Origin of the sequence: Nostoc sp. (assembly GCF_036917315.1) — a bacterium.
Lineage (GTDB): Bacteria > Cyanobacteriota > Cyanobacteriia > Cyanobacteriales > Nostocaceae > Nostoc.
Genome location: NZ_JBALDR010000038.1, coordinates 14,202 through 36,408, shown reverse-complemented (window position 1 = coordinate 36,408; position 22,207 = coordinate 14,202). Strand labels below are relative to the sequence as shown.

Genomic DNA, 22,207 nt, shown 5'->3' with positions numbered 1-22,207 from the left:
ATGAAGAGTCATGCTTGATTATTTATGCCACTTTTGTCTCACAATTATTCTGCTCACTGATTACTGCCTTCTTTGATGAGGGGTAAGACCCCTCACTTATTCGCCAACAGTCTCACAGTCTCATAGAATTCGCTAGGCTTTTTACAAAACTGAGATGCTCCCCAATTAAACTAAATTTTAATACTTATATCTTGAAAATGAACCAAGGTGAAATGGTTCGCAAATCTACTTTTATTTCCTCAGTGGCAAGGCCCGAATGAGTTCTCTAATTACATCCGTTGCTGGTCTGCCTGTCTGTTCACAATATTTTTCAAGGTTTTTGGCTTCATTTGATGCCAGGTTTATAGTGATTCGCTTGACCGCCCATTTTTTGTTCATACTGAAATAGATAAATCGTGTAATCATAACTTCAAATCCTGATTTTACCTTCCAAATGGAAAGTAACCTAAATTTTGGATATGCTGAGATACCCCTTCAATAGGACACGTTGTAAATAAATATTACAGGTGTGCTTTACTGATTTACTAACTTGTCTATAAATGATACAGGAAGAATCAATATTTGCTACTCTATCATTTAATTTTTTATCCCTTTTAGTTTAGGCTGTAGTTTAATATCTACCCGTTCGCTGCGCGTAGCAAGCTATGCGCAACAGCAACTACAGCACAAGGGTGACACATAAAGTTGCGAGTGTCTACAACAAGAGTGAGCTAATGATCTAGAGTAAGGGAATCCAAACGCACTTGGCAAATAAAGAGAAATTCTAAAATTATCCCTGTCTTTTCAATGTTAATTCATCATTGAAAGTGCAGATTGAGAGCGATATTATTACTCGATTTACAGAAAAAATATATGGCATTTAGTTAATTCTAGACGCTCAAATTTTACAGCGTTTTAATTAAACTATAAATCTACTTGATTCACCTCAATAACTCAATTAATATTGGCAGAATATCTATTTATATCATTCTAAATCGAGTCATAATTAAAGATTAATTGCAATAAATTTATAATTAACAATATTGTAGAAAGCCTTAACCTAAATTTGTACTAAGTTTAACTCAACCTTTGCTTACGCTGTATGCCTTAGTAAGAAGATTGTGTAGTAACTATAGCAAAATACTGTATTCCAATCGGGCTTTAGATGTATTCATACCATTAACCCAGAGTTAAAAGTCAAATTGGAGGTTCTTACGAGTTGCTGATTACTGCATTAAGGATTGGAGATTCATAGAAACTGCAACTAAACCAATTACATATACTCGGAGCCAAATTAGCTGGAGCGTAGACACATAAGGCGCGCAGATGCTGCTTTAGTGGCAGAAAACTAGGTGTCTGTGCCCACAGTGTGAGACTTGCATATTTTCTGTGGAGTTTTCTTAACTATTCTTGAGGAGTACAAATGCTTGAGGCTATCGCTGTTGCTTGGTTATTACTGTTTTTTGGCGATTTTCTATCTACATTCTTTTATCACGTACCCGACCACGTTTTTGGTAGCCTTCATTTAAAAACGCACCACTCCTGGAAGAAGGACTTCCGCCACTATGCTATTTTGACTTTTAATCCCCAGGTTCTTTTAGATGGTATCTTGGGAGCTTTACCTTATGTACTTGTAGCAGTAGTCTTGTGGTCTTTCTCTCCCATTGGCGTTATTTCTGGATTACTGCTTGGTCAGTTTCATGTATGGTGGAGACACATAAGTGTACTAGGTTGGCAAACTCCAAAGCCTGTAAATATCTTATGTCAAATTCTATTTATTACCACTCCTGAGAGACACTGGTTACATCATCACAAAACTAATTTAGGTTTCGGCGATATTTTCACCTTCTTTGAACAACCTGCACAAACGTGGTTGCGCTGGCTGCGATTACTCAGACTTCGTTTTCGCGATTCTCGGATCTAACTAAAACTAGCGCTTACTAAATACTTTTTAAAATTACCAAAAGAAGCTGCGATCGCAGCTTCTTTTTATACACTAAAGGGGATTGTTCTAATCTCATATAATGCACTCACCCACATACTCAAAAAAGCTGATTCCCAATTTACGAATAGTAGTAATAAGAGACATCAACTAATTATAATTTAAACCTATAGATTATTTAATACCTAAAATTTTTACTTATATTTTTATAGAACTCATCAAAAAGTAAACAAGTTACACAGACGGAAGGATGCCTCTGGTAGGGAGTTTAAAGGTATTTACTACCGCTCAACTTCGCTGTTATATCGCCAATGTTTTTGGGAAAACTAGTCTTAATTAGTAAATTATTATATTCCTAGATTTTTATGACAATTCCTCTCTTTTCTGGAAATGCTGGGCGTAGCTTGCTTATCCGAAGGGGTACGGATAGCTACGGTGAAGAAGGCAGGAGGCAGGAGGTAGGAGGCAGAAAGTTGGAATACGGTGTAGGTTTCTCTGCGAGACGCTACACGAACACACTTACACTAATTGCCAGAAATTCACAACCTGCTCTAGATGAGGTGTTTCATGTCCGCAGTTAGCCTCAGAAAGATGCTCAACAAAAAAGAGTTGCCATCTCTCCTTCATAACTTAATCTACCAGTTCAACGTCGCCATTGATGTTGAACTGGTAGACGGCACGAAACTGATTAGCATTGGAGAGCAAACTGTAGAAAACCGTTATCCAATCGAGGTGTCAGGAGAACTCATTGGTTGGGTTGTTGGCGGAGAACAGGCAAGTATACTTGCGACTTTGCTCTCATTTCTGGCAAAGCAGGAAGCTGAGAAGAAAGTACTCGCCAAAGAATTGCTGGAGCGATATCAGGAAATTGATCTATTTGACGATATCTCAACTCAACTCACAACAAGTTTAGATACGCGACAAATTGCCCAACTCGTGCTGCAAGAATTGAGTCAATTAATTGAATCATCTGCGGGGATGATTTTGCTTTTGAGTCCAGATGCAACTGTATTTGAAATCATTGCCGAATTTGGAGTGTTTTTTGACCATAATCAGCCGGAACCGGGTAAGGGAATTATCGGCAACATTGTGCAATCCAACCGAGCAGAACTTGTCAATGATGTGCAAGCCGATCCTCGGTTAGAGGGGCAAAAAAACGTTAGTGCAATGATTTGTGTACCGTTGCGAGCCAAGGAGCGGGTACTGGGAGCGATCGCCATTGGAACGGCCAAAACTGACTCATACAAGGCTGAACACCTGAAACTGGTGAGTATCTTTGCCTCTCAAACAGCGATCGCCATTGATAAAGCTGTGCTTTACGAGCAAAGTACTCAAGCAGCCGTCCAGGCGAAAGCCCAGACACAGAAACTTCAGCAAGCTCTCCATGAGTTGCAATTAGCTCAAACTCAGTTAATCCAAAGCGAAAAAATGTCCAGTCTTGGGCAACTCATTGCCGGAGTTGCCCACGAAATCAACAACCCGGTTAATTTTATTTACGGCAATTTAAAGTATGTTGCCGAATATGCGCAAGATTTGTTGTACTTGCTGGAAAAATATCAGAAATTCCTACCTGTTGCTCCTCCAGAACTGGAATCAGAGTTAGACAATATAGACCTGGAATTTATTATGCAGGATTTCCCCAAACTGCTAGATTCGATGAAACTGGGCACAGGTCGCATCGTCGAAATTGTCCAATCCCTGAAAAACTTCTCCCGCCATGACGAAGCTGAAATGAAAGCCGTGAACATCCACGATGGTATCGATGGAACGCTAATGATTCTTCACCATCGCGTGAAAGCAGATGTTCATCGTCCGGCAATTGAAATTATTAAAGACTATGCAAAACTTCCCCAGATTGAATGTTATCCCGGACAGTTGAATCAGGTGTTTATGAACATTCTGGCAAATGCCATTGATGCTTTGGAAGAAGGTATAGAAAATTCAGGAGTCAGAAGTAGTCCTCAAATAACTATTTGTACCAGAGTTATTGACCAACAGTCCGTTGTAATTCGCATTGCCGACAATGGCCCTGGCATGAAGGAGGAAGTAATTCGCCGCATTTACGATCCCTTCTTCACCACGAAAGATATTGGTAAGGGAACCGGGTTAGGTATGGCAATCAGTTACCAAATTGTTGTAGACAAACATGGAGGAATGCTCAAATGTCGTTCTCAACCAGGTGAAGGCACAGAATTCTGGATTCAGATTCCGTTAAATTGTGCATTGGTGGACGCTACTGAAGAACAGAATTGTACCTCTGCCTCGCCAACTTCCACTCCTGATACCGACGGCTTTATTCGATCGACAACTCCAATGCTCAAACCGACGGATCTGCTAATCCGCCATACTCAACTAATCCAGCGACTTTCACAGCACAGTCCAGATGTGGAAGGTGCATCACCCGATCAAATTTACCAGATGTTCCAACGTAACCCAATTTCGTTAAAGCTTTACGCCACTTTGTTGTCTTGGTTCTGTTGTTCTAACCCTACCCAAATACGCCGCTAAAGAAACCTTAAACATGTTTAACCAACTTGATGAATACAACAGTTACCTATTTGAACAATGTCCTGTTGGGCTAGCACTATGCCGAACAGATGGGACACTAATTAACATCAACCCCGCCTTTGCTGCCATTTTGGGGCGTACTGTTCCAGAAACTCTGAATCTCACCTACTGGGAGATTACCCCAGAAAAATATGCTGCTACGGAGCAATCTAGCCTAGAAGACTTGGAACGAACTGGTCGCTATGGCCCTTATGAGAAGGAGTACATCCACAAAAACGGGCATCTGGTTCCGGTCAGGTTATCTGGAGTGATGATTGAGAAGGATGGGGAGCGGCTGATCTGGTCTAGTGTGGAGGACATCAGCGACCTTCGAGGCGCCCAGCAGGAACGCCAACATACTGAACAAATCCTGAAACAAAGTGAAGCCCGATACCGCTCTCTGGTAACTGCTACTGCACAAATTGTCTGGGTAAGCACACCAGATGGAATTTGCTTTGAACTGGCAAGCTGGATAGCCTATACAGGTCAAAGTCTAGCTGAAGCGGAAAATGGCGGCTGGATTGATGCTGTTCATCCTGAAGATCGCGCCTACACTGGAGAAGTCTGGAGTGCTGCCGTGGCAAACCAGAGTATGTATCAAATTGAATACCGAATTCGGGGCAGGGATGGTAACTATCGCTACTTTTGGGTCTGGGGTGCGCCCGTTATAGAAGAAGATGGCAGCGTCTTAGAGTGGATTGGCATCTGCACTGATATTCACGATCGCAAGCTGGCAGAAGCCGAAAAGCAGTATCTCGAACAACGATATCGCTCTTTAGTAACTGCCAGTTCACAAATGGTCTGGACGGCATCGCCGGAAGGAATGGTAAACTCTGAAATAGCTGGTTGGGAAGCATATACAGGTCAGAGTGCAGCCGAAATGATGGAGTGGGGCTGGTTCGATGTCATGCATCCCGATGACCGTGCCAAGAGTGCTGAAGTTTGGAGTGCTGCTGTAGCGAACCGGAGTCTTTATCAACTTGAATATCGGATTCGTGCCAAAGACGGCACTTATCGCTACTTTTTTGGCAATGCAGCTCCTGTTTTGGAAGCAGATGGCAGCATCCGCGAGTGGATTGGCACCTGCACTGATATTCACGATCGCTGGCTAGCAGAAAAAACTTTGCAACAGAGCGAAGAACGGTTTCGCTCTTTGGTGACTGCCAGCTCGCAAATTGTCTGGGTTGCTACCCCTGAAGGACTAGCGGTGAGCCGTGAAATGCCTACCTGGTTAGCGTACACAGGTCAGAGTGCAGATGAAGTCGAGGGTTTGGGCTGGCTCGATCCGATTCACCCCGATGACCGTACCCACACAGCCCAAGCCTGGAGTAATGCTGTAGCGAATCAGAGTCTTTTTCAAACCGAATATCGGTTTCGTGCCAAAGACGGCAGCTACCGCCACTTTTCTGTCTGTGGTGCCCCAGTCCTAGAAGCAGATGGCAGTGTTCGAGAATGGATTGGCACCTGCACTGATATCCACGATCGCAAGCTGGCAGAAGCTGAAAATCAGCGTCTTCAAGAACGATATCGCTCCTTAGTAACTGCTACTTCACAGATTATCTGGGGGGCTACCCCGGAAGGATTGGGAATAAGTAGGGAAATGCTCACCTGGATGGCCTATACGGGGCAGAGCGAGGCTGAAGTTGAGGGTTGGGGCTGGCTCGATCCGATTCACCTCGATGACCGTGCCAGTTCCACAGAAGCTTGGAATGCTGCTGTGGCAAACCGAGGTATCTATCAAACCGAATATCGGCTGCTTGGCAAGAATGGCACATACCGCTACTTCTCTGTCTGTGGTGCCCCCGTACTGGCAGAAGACGGCAGTATTCGGGAATGGATTGGCGCTTGCACCGATATTCACGATCGCAAGCTGGCAGAAGCTGAAAATCAACGTTTATTGGATATGTTGAATCATTCCAGCGATGCGATCATTGTCCGCGACATGAGCGACAAAATCTCTCACTGGAATCAAGGTGCCGAAAGGCTCTACGGTTGGACGCGTGAGGAAGTGAAAGACCAATACATTCACGCATTTCTAAAATCAACCTTTCCAAAACCTTTAGAAGAAATTCTATCAGAGTTTCTCCGGCAGGGCACTTGGGAAGGAGAACTGGAACACATCACGCGCGATGGCAGATGCATCACCGTTCAGAGCCGCTGGACTTTGCAACGAGATTTATCCGGTCAACCCTGCGCCATGCTAGAAATTAATACCGATATTTCTGCCCGCAAACAAGCAGAAATCGCTCTGCGGCAACTGAATCAAGAACTGGAAGCCAGAGTTGTAGAGCGGACGGCTGCCCTGCAAAATACCCTAGCAGAAGCGCAGGGGTTAAATGCGATTTTAGATAACTTAGCAGATGGTTTGTTGGTGGCAGACACCACAGGACAAATCACCCACTTCAATCCTGCTTTTTTAAGTATGTACGGATTGACAGCTACCGCCCTCAACGGTCACTACCGAGAATTGCCGATATCTGGTTTAGCAGACCTGGTTACACGAACTCAGTCCCATCCCAAAGAGGTGTTCTCTGCCGAAGTTGCACTGACGAAGGAACGCATTGGTCAGGCAGTGGCAACCGCCATTTTCAAAAAGACGACAGATTTAGAACCCTCTGCCTGCTTCGGTTCTGCATTGCTGATTCGGGATGTGACGGCAGAAAAGGAAATCGACCAAATGAAAACCGACTTCATCTCAACGGTTTCTCACGAACTGCGGACGCCACTGACTTCTGTCCTCGGTTTTGCGTCGATCATTCAAGAAAAGCTGGAAACCGATGTGTTCCCAATGATTTCTACCGAAGATCGCAAGCTTCAGAAAACGATTAAGCGGGTGGCTGACAATCTCAACATTATTGTGTCGGAAGCAGAACGGCTCACATCTTTGATTAACGATGTCTTGGACATCGCCAAGATGGAAGCAGGTAAGGTGGAATGGCAGATGCAACCCCTCGATCCCAGTGAATTACTCGATTGGGCAACCAATTCTACCGCCGGGTTATTTGAAACCAATGGCTTGCAATTGGTGAGCGAAATTGAACCAGGACTGCCTCAGATAGTAGGCGATCGCAACCGTCTGCTGCAAGTTCTAATCAACCTAATTTCCAATGCCGTTAAGTTTACCGAATCTGGTTGTGTCACCTGCCGCGTCAAACAAGGAAACGACGGTGTTTGCATCAGTGTCATCGACACAGGCATTGGTATTGCACCTGAAGATCAGCCGAAAGTATTCGAGAAATTCCGCCAAGTTGGCGACACCCTCACCGACAAACCCAAAGGCACTGGTTTAGGACTGCCCATTTGTAAACAAATCGTCGATCATCACGGCGGTAGAATCTGGGTTGAGAGCGAACCAGGTAACGGCAGCATATTCTCGTTCATCATTCCCACCTACGCTAGCGATCGACAAACCACTGCTAATCTGAATTTGGATACGCTAGTCAAACAACTCAAAGAACACGTCATCACCAAAAACGCTGTGCTGAACCAAAATTGTAAAACCATTTTGGTTGTAGATGATGACGCTAACATTCGGGAACTGCTCCGTCAACAACTGGAAAACGAAGGCTACAATGTTCGAGAAGCTAAAGACGGCATGAATGCAATTCATCAAATCAAAACAGCCCGTCCCGATCTGATTCTCTTAGACGTAATGATGCCCCAAATCAACGGCTTCGATGTGGCAGCCGTTCTCAAAAACGATCCTCAGACCGCAGACATTCCGATCATCATTCTATCGATTATTGAAAACAAAGAACGGGGCTACCACATTGGCATCGATCGCTATCTCACCAAGCCGATTGATACAGGAAAACTCCTCAACGAAATTGGCTCACTGCTTTACCAAGGCACTTCTAGTAAAAAGGTATTGGTTGTAGATAAAAATGCATCAGCCTTAAAAACTTTATCCGATGTATTACAAGCTCAGGGATACAGCGTAATTGAAGCCTCCAATCCGCAAGAATGCATCAATAAAGCCCTGTCAGCCAAACCTGACATGATCATCATCGATTCTATCTTCTCTCAGGAAGCCGATTTGGTGAAAACCCTACGCTTTGAGAAGGAGTTAGAAAATGTATTTTTTATTATGCTATCAGAATAGTAACTGCTAGAGAGTGAGGACTGGAGACTGTGCAAAAAGCAAGGGAGCAGAATTTTCCCCTCTGCCTCTTTTCAATGCCCAATACCCAATACTTCGACTCCCTTCTACTGCGCTCAGGGCAAGTCGCTCAGTACAAATGCCCAATACCCAATTCCCAATCCCTATGAACCAGAAAATTTTAATTGTTGACGATGAACCCAATATCTTGATTTTGATGGAACAAGCTTTAGAAGCATTAGAAGATGAGGGTGTTGAACTTCTAACTGCTAGAAATGGAGAAGAAGCTCTCGAAACTATTAAAACTGAAAAACCAAACCTAGTTTTTCTTGATGTGATGATGCCAAAAATGAATGGTCTACAAGTCTGCCATATTGTAAAACACGACCTACAAATGACTGATATCTACATTATAATTTTGACAGCTAAAGGACAGGAGTTTGATAAACAAAAAGGAATTGAGGTTGGTGCAGATTTATATCTAACTAAACCATTTCGTCCCAAAGAAGTACTTGAAAAATCAATGCAGGTGTTGGGCTTGTAAGGAAATTATTGAATAATTTTACCTGCGATCGCAGACTCATACCAACCGATCCAAAAGACACTATATCTGTGCTGCGATCGCTGTAATTCCTTAAAACGACTAACATATTTTTATAGTCCCATTTGACGGGAGTTACGACCTGCTAAAATAGCACAAGTATAAGCAATAGCAATCAATAAAATCAGTGCCCTCAAGTGTTGACCATCAGCATAAGTATATTCGAGATTATAGCCGTCAGTCTTGCAATCCTTTTTTTGTATTGTTAGTCAACGCTTGATATCTCAGTTAAAAGAATGACTCTACCATCCGGATCGGTAACACTAACTCGCTGTTCATTATTTTTAACTTTTGACGATAGCTTGGATTTTATTCCCAATTTTTCTAAATTGCATAATATCTCTTCAAGAGATGTAACATTAAATCCAAACCTCGATTCTGCAACCATTTTCTGTTTATTTTCTGGATTTAGTAAAGTTGCTTGGTATGGATATATCTCTAGCACAATGCTTCCTAAATTACATGCATGATGAACTAAGTTAGATGGCCCATGTTGTTCTTCTATAAATTCCATGCCAAGAGCAGAATAAAATGATAATGTACTCTCCATATTCATGGTATAAATAACAATGAATGAGAGAGAGATTGTGTTTACGCGTTTCATTATTGTCTATGTGCGTGCATTTTTTTTTAATCCACGAATAATTGATTTTTATCTACATATCATAAATATGAGACAACACGAACTCCTTTTTCACGCATAGTTTCTTTGAGATCCTGATAGAGAGTATCATCACTAACTAGCAAACCCTGTTTAGTTTTCGTGTTTACAATTACATATCTTGGTTCTTTTTCTGAAGGTGAAGCATTGAATTTTAAGAGTGCCCAATCAGAGTCCTCCCAGAGATATGAAAATTCTTCTAAGTTTGTGTTCATATCAATACCTCTTTTTTTAAACCTAAATCTTACTTAGCGAAGAAAGGTTTTTACCTTAATTATGGGTAGTTTTAATTACCACTCTTGAATTTTATACGTATCTACGATCTAATTTTAGCAAATGAAATACTACTATTATTCGATCGGTTTAACGTAATATAGAAGCAGAGCGTTTGGGATAAGTCACCACTTTAGTAGTACAGAACATCCCCAACTCTTGTAGTCGGGAACTGGAACAGCTAGAAACCTAGAAGGCATTGAACCTAGTTTTAAGGTTTCAGACAATCTTTATTGGTTCCAAAACCCAAAAAATTGGTCTAATCTGAAAAGCCTACCCATAAGTGGCTCACCTGCTTGTGCAATCAGAAGGTAATTCTGGGAAACCTTAATTTGTGAGAGCGAGAGGCTTTTGCCAGAAGGAACTAGAATTAGGAAACACCTAGCTGGGTTCTTCTGACTTTTGAAATTAGGAGTGCATGTGTGCCAAAATCCCCTAAATATTTGCTGATTGGATCGACCGAGAATTACAGCGGTAAATCTGCAACTGTTCTGGGTTTGTCTCATCAGCTACAGCAAAAAGGTCTGGATATTACCTACGGTAAACCACTCGGTACGTCTTTCAATTCGTCCAGTGGAACCGTAGTTGAAGAAGATGTCCAGTTCATCGCTCTTAGCCTCAATTTGCCGGAAAACCGCGTTGCACCTACAATGCTGGCTTTGGATGAACCAAATGTGCAAAAGCGCTTGCGGGGGGAAGACAAAACCGATTATCAGCAGTCCCTAATACAGCAATATTTACATAAGTCTCAAGGAGATTTAGTGTTACTGGAGGGGCCTGGTAATTTGTCCGAAGGCAATTTGTTTGACTTGTCTTTGCTGCAAATGGCTGAAATATTGGATGCTGGTGTGCTGTTAGTAGCCCGCTATAAATCGTTGCTTTCGGTTGAGGCGCTATTGGCTGCTAAAAGGCGTGTGGGCGATCGCTTGATTGGAGTTGCGATCAATGATATCCCTGTCACCCAACTAGAAGCGGTTGAGACTCTCATACTACCATTTTTGGAACAGCAGGGTATTCCAGTGCTAGCAATGCTGCCAAACAGCGATTTGCTCCGCAGTGTGAGTGTTGGCGAACTAGTCAAACAGTTAAAGGCTGATGTTCTCTGTCGCAACGATCGCATGGATTTGTTGGTAGAAAGTCTGGCAATTGGAGCGATGAATGTCAATTCAGCTGTGAAATATTTCCGCAAACGCCGGAATATGGCAGTGGTGACAGGAGGCGATCGGGTGGAAATTCAGCAAGCGGCTTTGGAAACTTCTACCCAATGTTTAATTCTCACCGGGCAACTACCACCCCCACCGTTCATTCTTAGTCGCGCTGAAGAACTAGAAATACCCATTTTGTCTGTTGACTTAGATACCCTAACCACTGTCGGAATTGTTGACCGCACTTTTGGTCAAGTCCGTGTCCACGAGCCGATTAAGGTTCAGTATATTCGTCAGTTGATGTCCGAGCATTTTGACATTGACCGCTTGTTATCCAAACTAGGTTTAACTCCCGCAGCGGCATTGTCTTAGATTCATTGCTCAGTTATCAGTTAGGAGGCTGTATTGCTGGTGAGGGTACAGCTGGCTCACCGTCACCTCCCAGGCGACGGCGAGCTGTTTCCTTCCGCCCCATAGCTGGGACGTGCTTAGTTGCAGCAGCTAATCCAAAGACAGGCATATTCCCGTAAACCGCCTCATATCTTCCTGGTTCTATCAAATAAGTTTCGTGCCAAATGCCAACACTGCCATCAGCACCAATGGCTTGATTAAACCTTTGCCAAGCTTTTAAATGTGCATCATCTGGATTTCTGGCAAAACGCTCCAAATCCTCGAACGATCGCCAATATTGAATCAGTCCCACTCCTCGCCAGTAAACAAAAGTTTCTCCCCCTAAAAACCCTTTTTCAGGGTTCTGATTAAGGTTTTGTAGCATGGATGACATTGCCCTGTCCGTGGGAATCCATTTGAAAAAAGCGAATAATTTATTAATTCGCATCCCAATCAGAAACACAACAAAGGGTTCATCAATCTCGGCTGTAAATCGTCCCGGTATTACTTGAGCCATCTCTCACTCCTTATCGTTTAAGTTAATATGCAACTAATTGCATATGGTTATTTTTATGCAATTAGTTGCATAAGTCAAGTAGTGAATTAAAAATTATGGCATTAGCGCACGCAATCTTAGCGGCTCTGGTTGAGGCACCCTGTAGCGGGTATGATTTAGCAAAACGATTCGATGGCTCTGTAGGCTTTTTCTGGTCAGCGAGTCACCAGCAGATTTATCGGGAGCTGTCGAAGCTAGAAGATCGAGGCTGGATCAGTTCTGAGTCGATTCTTCAAGCAGGACGGCCAGATAAAAGGCTCTACAGCGTTACAGACTTGGGAGAACAGCACCTCAAAGAGTGGATTGCTCAACCTTGTGAACCCACACCAATTAAAGATGATTTACTCGTTAAAATTTTTGCTGGCCATATTGTTCCTAAGGAAATTATCTTGGCAGAGCTAGAAAATCACCAAAAAGCCCATCAAAAAAAATTGTCTACGTACCATAACTTAGAACAGCGTTACTTTCAGAATCCGCAAGAACTGCCAGAATCAGGCAAATTTCAGTACTTGACTCTCTTAAATGGCATTAGTTACGAAACACATCGGCTAGCCTGGTGTAACCAAGTAATGGAGTTACTGAACCAAACAATCGAAAAATAGTCGCAATGTCTAACTTAAGTTTTCTTCGCATCTACACGCTGTTTGGTAAAATATCTGGGTCGTTTAGTCTGATTATCTCCATCTTTGAGCCAATCAACAGACCTTATTAACCTCGATACATTAGCCCAAGAACTGGCGACAATCCAGCAAACAGGTTCTAAAAGAATTGCCTTGCTAGGTTCTCGTCACGTCCCGATAACGCATCAGAATCTGATTGAAATGATGACTTATGCCCTAGTTTTATCGGGTAATCGAATCATTACTTCTGGTGCTACAGGTACAAATTCCGCGGCCATCAAGGGAGCAACCCGGGCTGATGCAAATTTGTTGACAGTGATTCTACCCCAAAGCCTGGAACGCCAGCCTTTAGAATCGCGCCAGCAACTAGAACAGGTAATGCATCTAGTCGAAAATCCCAGTAATGATAATCTGTCTCTGGCGGAAGCTAGTTATTTGTGCAACAAGGAAATTGTCTCCCGTTGCCAGCAACTAATCTGCTTTGCGTTTCACGATAGCCGCACCCTGTTACAAACTTGTCAGGATGCAGAAGAACAAAGAAAAGTGGTGACGCTTTTCTACTTTGATTAGTCATTTGTCATTTGTCTTTTGTCATTTGTATTTGACTAATGACTAATGACTGATGACTGATGACTAATAACCAATGACTAATAAGTAATGATAATTTTTTTGTACTCGATCGCTGCTGCTGCCTGTCTCATTTATGTGCCATTTTTGCTAGTAGCTTATGCCCGTGCGCGTATTGGGCCTGAAATGCTTTCTACTCCTCGCGCCCTGTTTGATAAATTGCCACCTTATGCCCAACGGGCTACTTGGGCACATCAGAACACCTTTGAAGCCTTTATGATATTTGCCGCAGCCGCATTGATGGCTTATGTAACTGGTGTAAATTCTTTTACAGCCCAAGTAGCTGCGATCGCCTTTGTGGTGGCCCGTTTCCTATACTCGATTTTTTATATTTTGAATATACCCCTTTTGCGATCGCTCATGTTTGCCATTGGCATCTTTAGCTGTGCCACTCTCTTTTTCTTGAGCATCATCCAAGCTACTAGTTAATTGGGGCATGGAAACTGGGGACTGGGGAAAGAGTTTTCCCAATACTCAATCCAAAATCGTTCGACTGAGCGAAGTCGAAGTCCAAAATCTAAAATCCAAAATATTTTATGGCTTCTACTTTTTCTTTTGACATTGTGAGCGACTTTGACCGACAAGAGTTGGTTAACGCTGTCGATCAAGTTATACGAGACATCAAAGGTCGTTACGACCTCAAAGACACTGAAACTACTGTGGAGTTAGTTGAAGAAAGCATTAACGTTAGTACTGACAGCGAGTTTACCTTAGATTCTGTACACACCATTCTGCGAGAAAAAGCTGCCAAGCGTAACCTCTCCCAAAAAATCTTTGATTTTGGCAAGGTTGAATCAGCCAGTGGTAATCGCGTGCGTCAAGAAATCAAACTCAAAAAAGGCATTAGTCAGGAAATCGCCAAACAAATTTCCAAATTGATTCGGGACGAATTCAAAAAGGTACAAGCTTCAATTCAAGGGGATGCTGTGCGGGTTTCTGCCAAATCTAAAGATGACTTGCAAGTTGTCATGCAGCGATTGAAACAAGAAGACTACCCAGTTGCTTTGCAATTTACAAATTATCGTTAAAAGATTCGTAATTCGTAGTTAAAAATTCAATTACGAATTACGAATTATTTTAAGTCCGTCCGCCAATACTTCTTAGAAATGCCGGACGCTCAGATAACTGCTTCATATAGTTCAACACCGCTGGATAGGGGCTGAGGTCTAGCTTCAGTATCATGGGAATATAATTCAGAATAGACCCCACTGCCACATCAGCAACAGTGAACTCATTGCCAAGTAAAAAAGGTTGCTTACTGAAAATTTCATTTAAGGGAGTCAACAAGCGGGGCATTTCCCGTTCTCGATTCTCTTCTCCAAAAATCCCTGGGCCAAGGGTAGCATTGGCAAACAACACCCATTGAGAAAATACAGCATTTTCCTTTGGTGAAAGTGGAGTTTTACTATACTTATCGGCAAGATACAGCAAAATTGCCCCAGATTCCCAAAGCTGAAAATCCTCATCAACAATTGCTGGAACTTTACCAAATGGGTTGATTGCTAAATATGCAGTCTGGAGGTGTTCACCCGCCTGCATATCAAGCTTGACGAATTCGTAGGGAATTCCTAATTCCTCTAAATACCAGTGGACAATTGACGCTCGACTACGAGCGCCACCGTAAAGTTTTAGCATAATTACTTAAAGAACTTTATGAGTGTGAGAATGCTGTTTAACGTTGTCTTCTTTGGTGACAACTCTGGCGGCATTTAAAACCCGTTTCCGCTCAATGGAATACTTAAATTCAGTGTAGTTTGTACCTAATGGAATCAGAGATTTTGCAGATTCACGACGCTTGTAGGTACGAGCTGCTGCAAATGCCCGTGGTACAAATTCTTCTCCAAACTGAGCCGACTCTGGAAAACCTTCTGGTAGCAGTGGTGAATCGCCATCCAGCACAGATCCCAAAGTTGTAGCATGAGCCAGCTTATAGGAGGTAGGAATGCCCTTTAAAAGCGCTTCCAAAGCAGCAGAGGGAATCGGTTCTATAACTTCGATTTGATAAACTTCTCCATCTTCTTTGACGAAGCAGGTTGCCAAGCCGATCGCAATGTAATCATCGGTTGCCAAATCAGGGGCATTGGGATAGGAAATTGCAGTTGTCATCGGGAAATTTCTCAAAATTTAAAAATTGAATTTAGGGAATGGGGCATTGGGCATTGGGCAAAACAGTGCTGAGTGCTAAGTGCTGAGTTAAGAGTTATTCTCCCCTGCTCCTCTGCTCCCCTGCTCCCTTGCTTCCTCATCCCCTCTTTAACGAATGGCTTGTTGGCATTCTACCAATTTGCTGCTCTCACTACTTGACTAGTCTTTGAGATTAACGTCTGCTATTTCGGGAATTCATCTTTGGGATCGAGTATCTATGAATAGGTTTGAGAAGCAATTGTTTATTTAAGGGGTAGATTTCTACTGGTGTGAGTAGTTTGAATCTCAGTCTTAAGATGGCTTTCAAGTAACCATAAGTACCTTGAAAATAGAGATAGTGGTAGAACCACCAGCGTTAAAAAACTAGACTTTTATTTAAAAAAGCAGGGATTTCAAGCAGGGAAAGATGAATATTCACTCATTTTTAGCTGACGATGACCAGCAAAGTAACCGATACAAGTATGTTCTAAATACTACAAGCAAACTTCCAGAGCGGAGGAAAGGCGATCGCAGCGAATATATTTTTGGGGATAGCGACTTGCGCTCTTGTGCTTTGAGGTTGGCTCAACAAGGAGATTATACCGAAGCGATCGCACTTTTAACCCAACTAATTTTCCGCCATCCCGACAATGCCGTTGATTACAACAACCGGGGGCTAATTTATTTCCAAAGTGGTGAAAGGGAAAAAGCGCTTTCCGACTATAATACTGCCCTTAAATTTAATCCTTATTTGGCTAGTGCTTATAATAACCGCGCAAATTACTACGCGGCTTGTGGAGAATTAGCAGTAGCAATTGCCGACTACGATCGAGCGATTGATTTGAAACCTCACCATGTTCGGGCGTGGATTAACCGAGGCATTACTTGGCGTGATTTAGGGCAATACGAGGAGGCAATTGAGAATTTTGAGCTAGCACTGCTTTTCGGTCAACTAGAAGGTCATATCTGGGCTGAACGCGGCAGAACTTACCATCTTTGGGGCGACTGGAATTGTGCGATCGCTGATTATCGTCGCGCCCTTACTCAACTACCCTCTCTCGACAACGATAAGGATATTACTGGTTGTCGCTTGCGTTTACAACTCGAAAATTGGCTAGACGACTTACTATCTCAATCAGCGTCCTAATTGGTAGATTAGTTCTTCTGGGAGATTCAAAATTCAAAATAATTGATTAATTTTGAACTAGAGTTTAGTGACGCTGTATCGCTAATGACTAATAGATGATAACTACATAGGTATTCAAAAATTAGCTATTAACCATTACTTATTAGCAATAATATAAATTAACACCCGGTTTATACGTAGCCTGAATCACAATAAACCTTAAATAATCCCAAATTCGCCATTTGTCTTAGGGTGACGAGTCTGTTTGCTCATCTTCTCGGCGATCTTGATTCATCAACACGATCTGACGCTGGCTGGGATCGAATCGGTATCCTTGTCGTTGTCTAATAATTTTAGCTTCTTGGGGATCGAAGTTACGGCTAAATTCCGCCTGTAAACCATTGACGTGTCCTTCCATCAGCTTGACTTCAGTACTCATTTCTCGCAATTTTTCTTGCTGTAACCAATGATAAGGCAAGAGTTGTGTCAAGGCAGATGCTGCAACGGCTGTAATCACAAGATTGACCGCTATTTTGGCTGTGCTTTCCAGTGCCATCACCTGGTAAGAACGTTGACGAAGATGCCGCTTTGGTCGAGGAGTGACACGGCGTTTTTGTATAGGTTGTGACGGTGGTCTAGATGGTTGAATCGCGTTCATGATGCTAAAAAATAACCTCGCTTAGTGAAGGGAAGTACTATCAAGAGTGCTGAGTGAGATTTCCAACTTAGTACTCAGCACTTAGCACTCAGTACTCAGATATCAGCACTCCTGAATGCTTGATTTAGCTGTCATATTACTTCATTTTTTTGAAATAGCTACAAGTGTCGCATTAGTTAAAAAATAACCTGGCTTACGTAAGTGCAAGGTTTCTAGGTACTTATGGCATAAAGCCATAAAATCTGGAAATTGCACCCCGTACTGCCAGGATTATTAGCTTTTCAACTGTGTCACATCGGAGCGTTATTTGTAAAGTTCTGTGGCTAATCGCCAAGCTAGAACTCCTGGGATCAAGGCTACAACTAGAGCGATGTAGACTTGAGTATCTGAGATGGAAGATATCTGAGCGATGTACAGAGTATCTAAGATAGGCATGGCTGAAAACCTCCTAACCTGAATAGATTTTGAACAGTTCGTTTACTACTTTTCCTTGTTTTGCCAAGATTGTGGAATATCTTGTTACAAGATGCAACAAAAGCAGTTATTAATCAGTAGTCCTTATTTATTCTCCATTAAAAAAATTTATAAAAATTATGAATTTATATCTGGGTATCGACTTCGGCACATCTGGCGGACGCGGTGTGGTGATTGACGAGGAAGCCTCTTGTATTCAGGCAGAGGTGCGATATCCCTTCCATGACTCATCAAATGCCGTTACGCCAAAAATTTGGCAGGAGGCATTGTTTGCGTTGGTGGAACAAATACCTGACCAATTACGGCGAGAAATTAAAGCGATCGCAATTAATGGTACTTCTTCTACTATCTTGCTAGTGGATGCTGTTGGCAATCCAACTGATGCACCATTGCTGTACAACGATGCGCGGGGATCATTGGTGCTAGAGCATTTGAGGAGTATCGCACCACCCAATCATACCGTGTTGAGTGCCACCTCCAGCCTAGCCAAACTTTTATGGATGAGGCAATTACCCTCTTTTAGTGAAGCTAAATATTTCCTGCATCAAGCAGATTGGCTGGCGTTTCTCTTACATGGACAGTTGGGTATTAGCGATTACCATAATGCTTTAAAGCTGGGTTATGACGTGGAAGAGTTGAAATACCCAGAATGGTTAGAATTGCTGCAAATACCGATTCAGCTACCCAAAGTTTTAACCCCTGGTACTCCCATTGCCGAATTGCGTCCTGAAATTGCGGACAAGTTTGGTTTCCGGCGTGATTGTCTGGTATGTGCTGGTACAACTGATAGTATTGCCGCTTTTCTCGCTAGTGGGGCAAAATTACCTGGTGAAGCCGTGACTTCCCTTGGTTCAACGTTGGTACTAAAGTTGTTAAGTCGTACCCGGCAAGAAGATGCCAGATATGGAATTTACAGCCATCGGTTGGGGGATTTGTGGCTGACTGGTGGTGCTTCTAATACTGGAGGTGCAGTACTAAAGCAATTTTTCACAAACGCTGAGTTAGAAAGCCTTAGTCGGGAGATTGATGCATCAAAAACCAGCGAGTTAGATTATTATCCATTGTTGAAGGTAGGCGATCGCTTTCCGATTAACGATCCCAATTTATCGCCACGTTTGTCACCACGCCCAGATAATCCAGTGGAATTTTTGCATGGGTTGTTAGAAAGCATTGCCCGTATAGAAGCGCGAGGGTATGAATTATTACAGCAAATGGGCGCAGACAAATTGAGCCGTGTTTATACTGCTGGCGGTGGCGCGGCGAATGATACTTGGACTGAGATTAGGGCGCGTTATTTGCAGGTTCCTGTAGTCGCGTCAGTGTACACAGAAGCAGCTTACGGAACGGCGCTGTTGGCGATGGGAGGCGGAATTAAGGGTGAACAAGAGTAATTGTGTAACAATCTTTTCGTAGGTATTTCCTAAATCAGTATCTATCCCAGTGACAATCTACATATCTCGGCCGATACTGTGATTATTAGATACCGGACTATAGATTCCAGGTTCACGATCTGGGCAGCTATTCGGGGATGGGTGCTTCGCCACAAGCGAATGTCATCTGTCCCCTTTACTAATTATTGGTGTGAGTTCTGAGGGATTAGGAGAAAAAAGTTTTTTAAGAAGGTTTCACCTGCGCGATCAAGATTATCATCTAGGGAAAAGGTGAGGCTGCGGACTCGGATTTCGTCACTTTTAATATCTAGTGGCTGTGTCAAGTCTTGGGGGTATATCAAAAAGGCTTGGTTGCATTTTGTTGTGTTGGCGTAGCTGATCATTTGATGAATATCTGTATATCCTGCCAGTTCTGGGGCTTTATACTTTGTATCCAAAACTGCTATTGTTTTGCCAGTATGAGCATCACACAGTAATATATCTATGCTGAAGTACCGATTTTGACTAATTTCTATTGGATGTTGCTGTTTGAAAAAATAGCCTTGCGGCGTGTTTTTCTTAAGCCATTCTGCAACAAAAAGTTCATATAAATGTGCCATATCAACGAGAAAGGGTAGGATTTTGTAATTTCCCCTTTCATGAGTGGGACTACTATTTTCTAAAAAGAATCGACATAAATTATGTAATAATTGATAGTCTGGATTGAGGCGATTGTACTGTCTGGCAATACAATCTTCTGCACTACAAGGTTGCAGCGTTACTAATCCTTGTAGAGCGTGATAAGCTTTTCGTACTGTTGGTGATACTCTTTCTGAACATAAACTGCTACGACCAATGATATAAAGTGTCCATGCGAGTATTTGATTTTCTTTAATATCAGCTGTATGTTCTTCGTAATTGCATTTAAGTTTAACATTCCACGGCTTTTGAATTATCTGTTGCACATCTAGCCTTCCCCGCACATAAGAAAGCTGCTGTGTTTTAGGCAAGTAAGTACGATATAATCCTTTGCGGCATCGCTCTAAAACTTTATCAGCTAAGATATGAGCCAGATTATTATAAAAATTTTCTAGAGATTCACAATCCATCAGCCCTTCGAGAAAGCGAAACCCTTTTAAATTGTAGGCATATTCCAGCATTCCGAAGAGGTTTTGGATAGGCACTTTCGGATTTATTTTTAGATGCAATTCAGGAGTTACAGGAATGTAACCTACCCATCCTTTAGCTTTGAGTTTCCAATGTTGTCTCGTTGTATAGGTAGGAAATTCTATATCTACTTGTGTTTTGTATTTCTCATATAACTCGACTCCGGCTGAATAAGGTATTTTATCAAGCGGAAATAATTTATTTTCGTATTCTGTAAGTTTAATAATTCGTGGTTGTGCTGGGTTTATATCCATAGTTGATTTTTTATTTTATCCCAGCGAAACTGATCTACTTTTTCTAGCTGGTTAAAAAAGTATTCTTCTAAATATGGTTCAATTTCCATGCGCCATATATCTTCTATATCTTCCCGTAGGTTGTCTGTTAAAAAGAATGAAATACCAATTTCGTAATTTTTATCTGCGATCGCCTGATTTAATTGCTCTAAAATATTAATTATTCCCTCTACTGCAAAACCTGTTTTTAGGTGATAACGTCGCAGGACATCATAATTTGGGCGAAGTTCGATAAATGCAAAGCGACGGCGTAGCGCATGGTCTATATTTGCAATAGACCTATCTGCTGTATTCATTGTCCCAATAATGCGGACATTTTCTGGAATACGAAACCTATTACCGCCAGCTAGCGGAATTTCTTTATCTCGGTACTCAAGCAAGTACATTAATTCACCAAAAACTTGTGCAAGATTAGCGCGGTTTATTTCATCAATGACCAAAACACAAGTATCTTGATAAGACTCTGCTTTTTTGCAAAATTCTAAAAAGCGTCCTGGAAACATTGGATAGCTCAATTTTCCATCTTGACTTTGAGGACGGATACCTTGAATAAAGTCTTCATAAGAGTATGCTGGATGAAATTGAACCAGTTCTGAAAATCCTTCACCGTCTGCAATTAAATATTTGGCAAGTTTTTCAGCAAGATAAGTTTTTCCTGTTCCAGGTGAACCATATAAAATTGCTTGACCTTTACGATTAATCGTGCGTATCCAGCTTTCTACTATTGTTTTGTTAAGACCTATTTCTTCAGTAAGTTGAGACAGAGTATATTCTGGAAACTTAATTTCTTTCCTCCAGTAAGTGGTATTTTTGAGGTTGTAATTGCTGAAGTCATATTTCTTCAGCGTTACCAGCCAGTGAGAAAACATATCAAACAGGTCATCATCTCGCAAAGCTGGCACACCTGGTTGGCGCATCACTTTAGCAAATTCTTTAATCAGTTTGTGTCCTGTACTGTTAGCTGCTGGATAATCTGTCAGCCTTGGTTTATAGTCTGTATTGGCAAAATAGTTGATTACTCGCAACAATTCATTGTTGAGCAAAAGGAATTCATTTGGTCGAAGGCTGTTAAGGACAGGCGTGAGTATTTCCGTTTGGAAATCCTTAGAATAGGGCATCTGTGAAAATTCTTTACAAGCTGCTGATAATTGCTCTGGATGATCATTGCAGCAACGAACAAAATTCCAAATCGCAAGATAAATTTGCCGCCAATCTTCGGGCTTTGCCCACTTTGCTCCCTCAAACAATTCTTTTATATCTTTCGTCACAGCCGAACCAAGATGAATCCAAGCTCCCCATTGAGCATTTTTGATATTGTTATCGTAAGGTAGCAATAGAGGTAGCAACAATGATTCTGTTACGTTTTCTCCAGAGTCTACTGCTACTGCGATCGCTTCAAAATTACGACATCTCTGCTGACGCTGCTGAGTATATGAGTTTGTATGACTTATTCCAGATGGTGTGTAGGGATATGAGATTATGAATTCCTGAAATAAACTCACAAATTCAGATTTATTGTCAGCTAGCATGATCATTAATTAACTTTAGATGATTT

22 protein-coding genes are annotated in these 22,207 nt (G+C 42.1%); 12 read left to right on the top strand and 10 right to left on the bottom strand.

Annotated elements, in window-relative coordinates; translation table 11 throughout:
• Positions 1 to 231 precede the first annotated feature (231 nt).
• Positions 232 to 378 (bottom strand): ribbon-helix-helix protein, CopG family, encoded by a 147-nt coding sequence (locus V7K84_RS17125; RefSeq protein WP_334839744.1) that lies wholly within the window; start codon positions 376 to 378, stop codon positions 232 to 234.
• Between the two features lie 1,024 nt (positions 379 to 1,402).
• Here V7K84_RS17125 and V7K84_RS17120 point away from each other — a divergent pair.
• The 5 genes from V7K84_RS17120 (at position 1,403) to V7K84_RS17100 (ending at position 9,111) form a co-directional block, all read left to right on the top strand.
• Positions 1,403 to 1,903 carry a fatty acid hydroxylase gene (locus V7K84_RS17120; RefSeq protein ID WP_334839743.1) on the top strand — a complete coding sequence of 167 codons (501 nt, stop codon included), beginning with the start codon at positions 1,403 to 1,405 and terminating at the stop codon, positions 1,901 to 1,903.
• Between the two features lie 383 nt (positions 1,904 to 2,286).
• Positions 2,287 to 2,502, top strand: a complete 216-nt coding sequence (locus tag V7K84_RS17115; RefSeq protein WP_334839742.1) for a hypothetical protein — start codon at positions 2,287 to 2,289, stop codon at positions 2,500 to 2,502.
• Positions 2,489 to 4,429, top strand: a complete 1,941-nt coding sequence (locus V7K84_RS17110) for an ATP-binding protein (RefSeq protein WP_334839741.1) — start codon at positions 2,489 to 2,491, stop codon at positions 4,427 to 4,429. The genes V7K84_RS17115 and V7K84_RS17110 overlap by 14 nt, the downstream gene beginning before the upstream one ends.
• Positions 4,430 to 4,442: 13 nt before the next feature.
• Positions 4,443 to 8,570, top strand: a complete 4,128-nt coding sequence (locus V7K84_RS17105; protein ID WP_334839739.1) for a PAS domain S-box protein — start codon at positions 4,443 to 4,445, stop codon at positions 8,568 to 8,570.
• Positions 8,571 to 8,733: 163 nt separating this feature from the next.
• The gene (locus V7K84_RS17100; protein ID WP_322712093.1) at positions 8,734 to 9,111 is read left to right on the top strand and encodes a response regulator transcription factor; all 378 of its coding nucleotides are present in this window, start codon (positions 8,734 to 8,736) and stop codon (positions 9,109 to 9,111) included.
• A gap of 262 nt (positions 9,112 to 9,373) precedes the next feature.
• On the opposite strand, the gene V7K84_RS17095 is transcribed toward V7K84_RS17100, so the two are convergent.
• Positions 9,374 to 9,772, bottom strand: coding sequence for a VOC family protein (locus V7K84_RS17095; protein ID WP_334839738.1), 399 nt, complete (start codon positions 9,770 to 9,772; stop codon positions 9,374 to 9,376).
• Positions 9,773 to 9,831: 59 nt separating this feature from the next.
• Positions 9,832 to 10,044, bottom strand: a complete 213-nt coding sequence (locus V7K84_RS17090) for a hypothetical protein (RefSeq protein WP_334839737.1) — start codon at positions 10,042 to 10,044, stop codon at positions 9,832 to 9,834.
• A 480-nt stretch (positions 10,045 to 10,524) separates the two neighbouring features.
• On the opposite strand from V7K84_RS17090, the gene V7K84_RS17085 reads away from it, so the two are divergent.
• Entirely contained in the window at positions 10,525 to 11,619 is a 1,095-nt protein-coding gene (locus tag V7K84_RS17085) for a phosphotransacetylase family protein (RefSeq protein WP_334839736.1), read from the top strand.
• A 16-nt stretch (positions 11,620 to 11,635) separates the two neighbouring features.
• Here V7K84_RS17085 and V7K84_RS17080 read toward each other — a convergent pair whose 3' ends face one another.
• A complete protein-coding gene (locus V7K84_RS17080; protein WP_334839735.1) occupies positions 11,636 to 12,154 on the bottom strand; it encodes a DUF4188 domain-containing protein in 519 nt (172 codons plus the stop codon).
• Positions 12,155 to 12,249: 95 nt separating this feature from the next.
• On the opposite strand from V7K84_RS17080, the gene V7K84_RS17075 reads away from it, so the two are divergent.
• From V7K84_RS17075 to V7K84_RS17060, 4 genes are all read left to right on the top strand, one after another.
• A complete protein-coding gene (locus V7K84_RS17075) occupies positions 12,250 to 12,795 on the top strand; it encodes a PadR family transcriptional regulator (protein ID WP_334839734.1) in 546 nt (181 codons plus the stop codon).
• Positions 12,796 to 12,879: 84 nt separating this feature from the next.
• Positions 12,880 to 13,383, top strand: coding sequence for a hypothetical protein (locus V7K84_RS17070; RefSeq protein WP_041565591.1), 504 nt, complete (start codon positions 12,880 to 12,882; stop codon positions 13,381 to 13,383).
• Positions 13,384 to 13,470: 87 nt separating this feature from the next.
• Entirely contained in the window at positions 13,471 to 13,869 is a 399-nt protein-coding gene (locus tag V7K84_RS17065; protein ID WP_334839732.1) for an MAPEG family protein, read from the top strand.
• 107 nt (positions 13,870 to 13,976) lie between these two features.
• Positions 13,977 to 14,468 (top strand): YajQ family cyclic di-GMP-binding protein, encoded by a 492-nt coding sequence (locus V7K84_RS17060; protein ID WP_012411046.1) that lies wholly within the window; start codon positions 13,977 to 13,979, stop codon positions 14,466 to 14,468.
• Positions 14,469 to 14,517: 49 nt separating this feature from the next.
• On the opposite strand, the gene V7K84_RS17055 is transcribed toward V7K84_RS17060, so the two are convergent.
• Together V7K84_RS17055 and V7K84_RS17050 are read right to left on the bottom strand one after the other, a co-directional pair.
• Positions 14,518 to 15,075: a glutathione S-transferase family protein gene (locus V7K84_RS17055; RefSeq protein ID WP_334839730.1), complete on the bottom strand. Its 558-nt coding sequence runs from the start codon at positions 15,073 to 15,075 to the stop codon at positions 14,518 to 14,520.
• Positions 15,076 to 15,081: 6 nt separating this feature from the next.
• On the bottom strand, positions 15,082 to 15,546 hold the full coding sequence (locus tag V7K84_RS17050) for a hypothetical protein (RefSeq protein WP_334839728.1): 465 nt from the start codon (positions 15,544 to 15,546) through the stop codon (positions 15,082 to 15,084).
• A gap of 445 nt (positions 15,547 to 15,991) precedes the next feature.
• Between V7K84_RS17050 and V7K84_RS17045 the strand changes: the two genes are divergently transcribed.
• On the top strand, positions 15,992 to 16,711 hold the full coding sequence (locus tag V7K84_RS17045) for a tetratricopeptide repeat protein (RefSeq protein ID WP_334839727.1): 720 nt from the start codon (positions 15,992 to 15,994) through the stop codon (positions 16,709 to 16,711).
• Positions 16,712 to 16,937: 226 nt separating this feature from the next.
• Here the strand turns inward: V7K84_RS17045 and V7K84_RS17040 are convergent, their stop codons facing one another.
• Together V7K84_RS17040 and psaM are read right to left on the bottom strand one after the other, a co-directional pair.
• Positions 16,938 to 17,348, bottom strand: a complete 411-nt coding sequence (locus V7K84_RS17040; protein ID WP_099102317.1) for a hypothetical protein — start codon at positions 17,346 to 17,348, stop codon at positions 16,938 to 16,940.
• Positions 17,349 to 17,651: 303 nt separating this feature from the next.
• The gene (gene psaM, locus V7K84_RS17035; protein ID WP_040630342.1) at positions 17,652 to 17,741 is read right to left on the bottom strand and encodes a photosystem I reaction center subunit XII; all 90 of its coding nucleotides are present in this window, start codon (positions 17,739 to 17,741) and stop codon (positions 17,652 to 17,654) included.
• Between the two features lie 200 nt (positions 17,742 to 17,941).
• Here psaM and V7K84_RS17030 point away from each other — a divergent pair, with 200 nt between their 5' ends.
• Positions 17,942 to 19,213, top strand: coding sequence for an FGGY-family carbohydrate kinase (locus V7K84_RS17030; RefSeq protein WP_334839726.1), 1,272 nt, complete (start codon positions 17,942 to 17,944; stop codon positions 19,211 to 19,213).
• Between the two features lie 182 nt (positions 19,214 to 19,395).
• On the opposite strand, the gene V7K84_RS17025 is transcribed toward V7K84_RS17030, so the two are convergent.
• Entirely contained in the window at positions 19,396 to 20,613 is a 1,218-nt protein-coding gene (locus V7K84_RS17025; RefSeq protein WP_334839725.1) for an McrC family protein, read from the bottom strand.
• A complete protein-coding gene (locus V7K84_RS17020; RefSeq protein WP_334839723.1) occupies positions 20,604 to 22,181 on the bottom strand; it encodes an McrB family protein in 1,578 nt (525 codons plus the stop codon). The genes V7K84_RS17025 and V7K84_RS17020 overlap by 10 nt, the downstream gene beginning before the upstream one ends.
• Positions 22,182 to 22,207 lie beyond the last annotated feature (26 nt).

Excerpts from the sequence above, each read along its gene's own strand:
- V7K84_RS17115 (WP_334839742.1), top strand. The coding sequence starts at position 2,287 with ATGACAATTCCTCTCTTTTCTGGAAATGCTGGGCGTAGCTTGCTTATC.
- V7K84_RS17020 (WP_334839723.1), bottom strand. The coding sequence starts at position 22,181 with ATGCTAGCTGACAATAAATCTGAATTTGTGAGTTTATTTCAGGAATTC.
- V7K84_RS17065 (WP_334839732.1), top strand. The coding sequence starts at position 13,471 with ATGATAATTTTTTTGTACTCGATCGCTGCTGCTGCCTGTCTCATTTAT.
- V7K84_RS17120 (WP_334839743.1), top strand. The coding sequence starts at position 1,403 with ATGCTTGAGGCTATCGCTGTTGCTTGGTTATTACTGTTTTTTGGCGAT.
- V7K84_RS17125 (WP_334839744.1), bottom strand. The coding sequence starts at position 378 with ATGAACAAAAAATGGGCGGTCAAGCGAATCACTATAAACCTGGCATCA.
- V7K84_RS17075 (WP_334839734.1), top strand. The coding sequence starts at position 12,250 with ATGGCATTAGCGCACGCAATCTTAGCGGCTCTGGTTGAGGCACCCTGT.
- V7K84_RS17090 (WP_334839737.1), bottom strand. The coding sequence starts at position 10,044 with ATGAACACAAACTTAGAAGAATTTTCATATCTCTGGGAGGACTCTGAT.
- V7K84_RS17105 (WP_334839739.1), top strand. The coding sequence starts at position 4,443 with ATGTTTAACCAACTTGATGAATACAACAGTTACCTATTTGAACAATGT.
- V7K84_RS17025 (WP_334839725.1), bottom strand. The coding sequence starts at position 20,613 with ATGGATATAAACCCAGCACAACCACGAATTATTAAACTTACAGAATAC.
- V7K84_RS17100 (WP_322712093.1), top strand. The coding sequence starts at position 8,734 with ATGAACCAGAAAATTTTAATTGTTGACGATGAACCCAATATCTTGATT.
- V7K84_RS17110 (WP_334839741.1), top strand. The coding sequence starts at position 2,489 with ATGTCCGCAGTTAGCCTCAGAAAGATGCTCAACAAAAAAGAGTTGCCA.
- V7K84_RS17030 (WP_334839726.1), top strand. The coding sequence starts at position 17,942 with ATGAATTTATATCTGGGTATCGACTTCGGCACATCTGGCGGACGCGGT.
- V7K84_RS17060 (WP_012411046.1), top strand. The coding sequence starts at position 13,977 with ATGGCTTCTACTTTTTCTTTTGACATTGTGAGCGACTTTGACCGACAA.
- V7K84_RS17040 (WP_099102317.1), bottom strand. The coding sequence starts at position 17,348 with ATGAACGCGATTCAACCATCTAGACCACCGTCACAACCTATACAAAAA.
- V7K84_RS17095 (WP_334839738.1), bottom strand. The coding sequence starts at position 9,772 with ATGAAACGCGTAAACACAATCTCTCTCTCATTCATTGTTATTTATACC.
- V7K84_RS17055 (WP_334839730.1), bottom strand. The coding sequence starts at position 15,075 with ATGCTAAAACTTTACGGTGGCGCTCGTAGTCGAGCGTCAATTGTCCAC.
- V7K84_RS17050 (WP_334839728.1), bottom strand. The coding sequence starts at position 15,546 with ATGACAACTGCAATTTCCTATCCCAATGCCCCTGATTTGGCAACCGAT.
- V7K84_RS17080 (WP_334839735.1), bottom strand. The coding sequence starts at position 12,154 with ATGGCTCAAGTAATACCGGGACGATTTACAGCCGAGATTGATGAACCC.
- V7K84_RS17045 (WP_334839727.1), top strand. The coding sequence starts at position 15,992 with ATGAATATTCACTCATTTTTAGCTGACGATGACCAGCAAAGTAACCGA.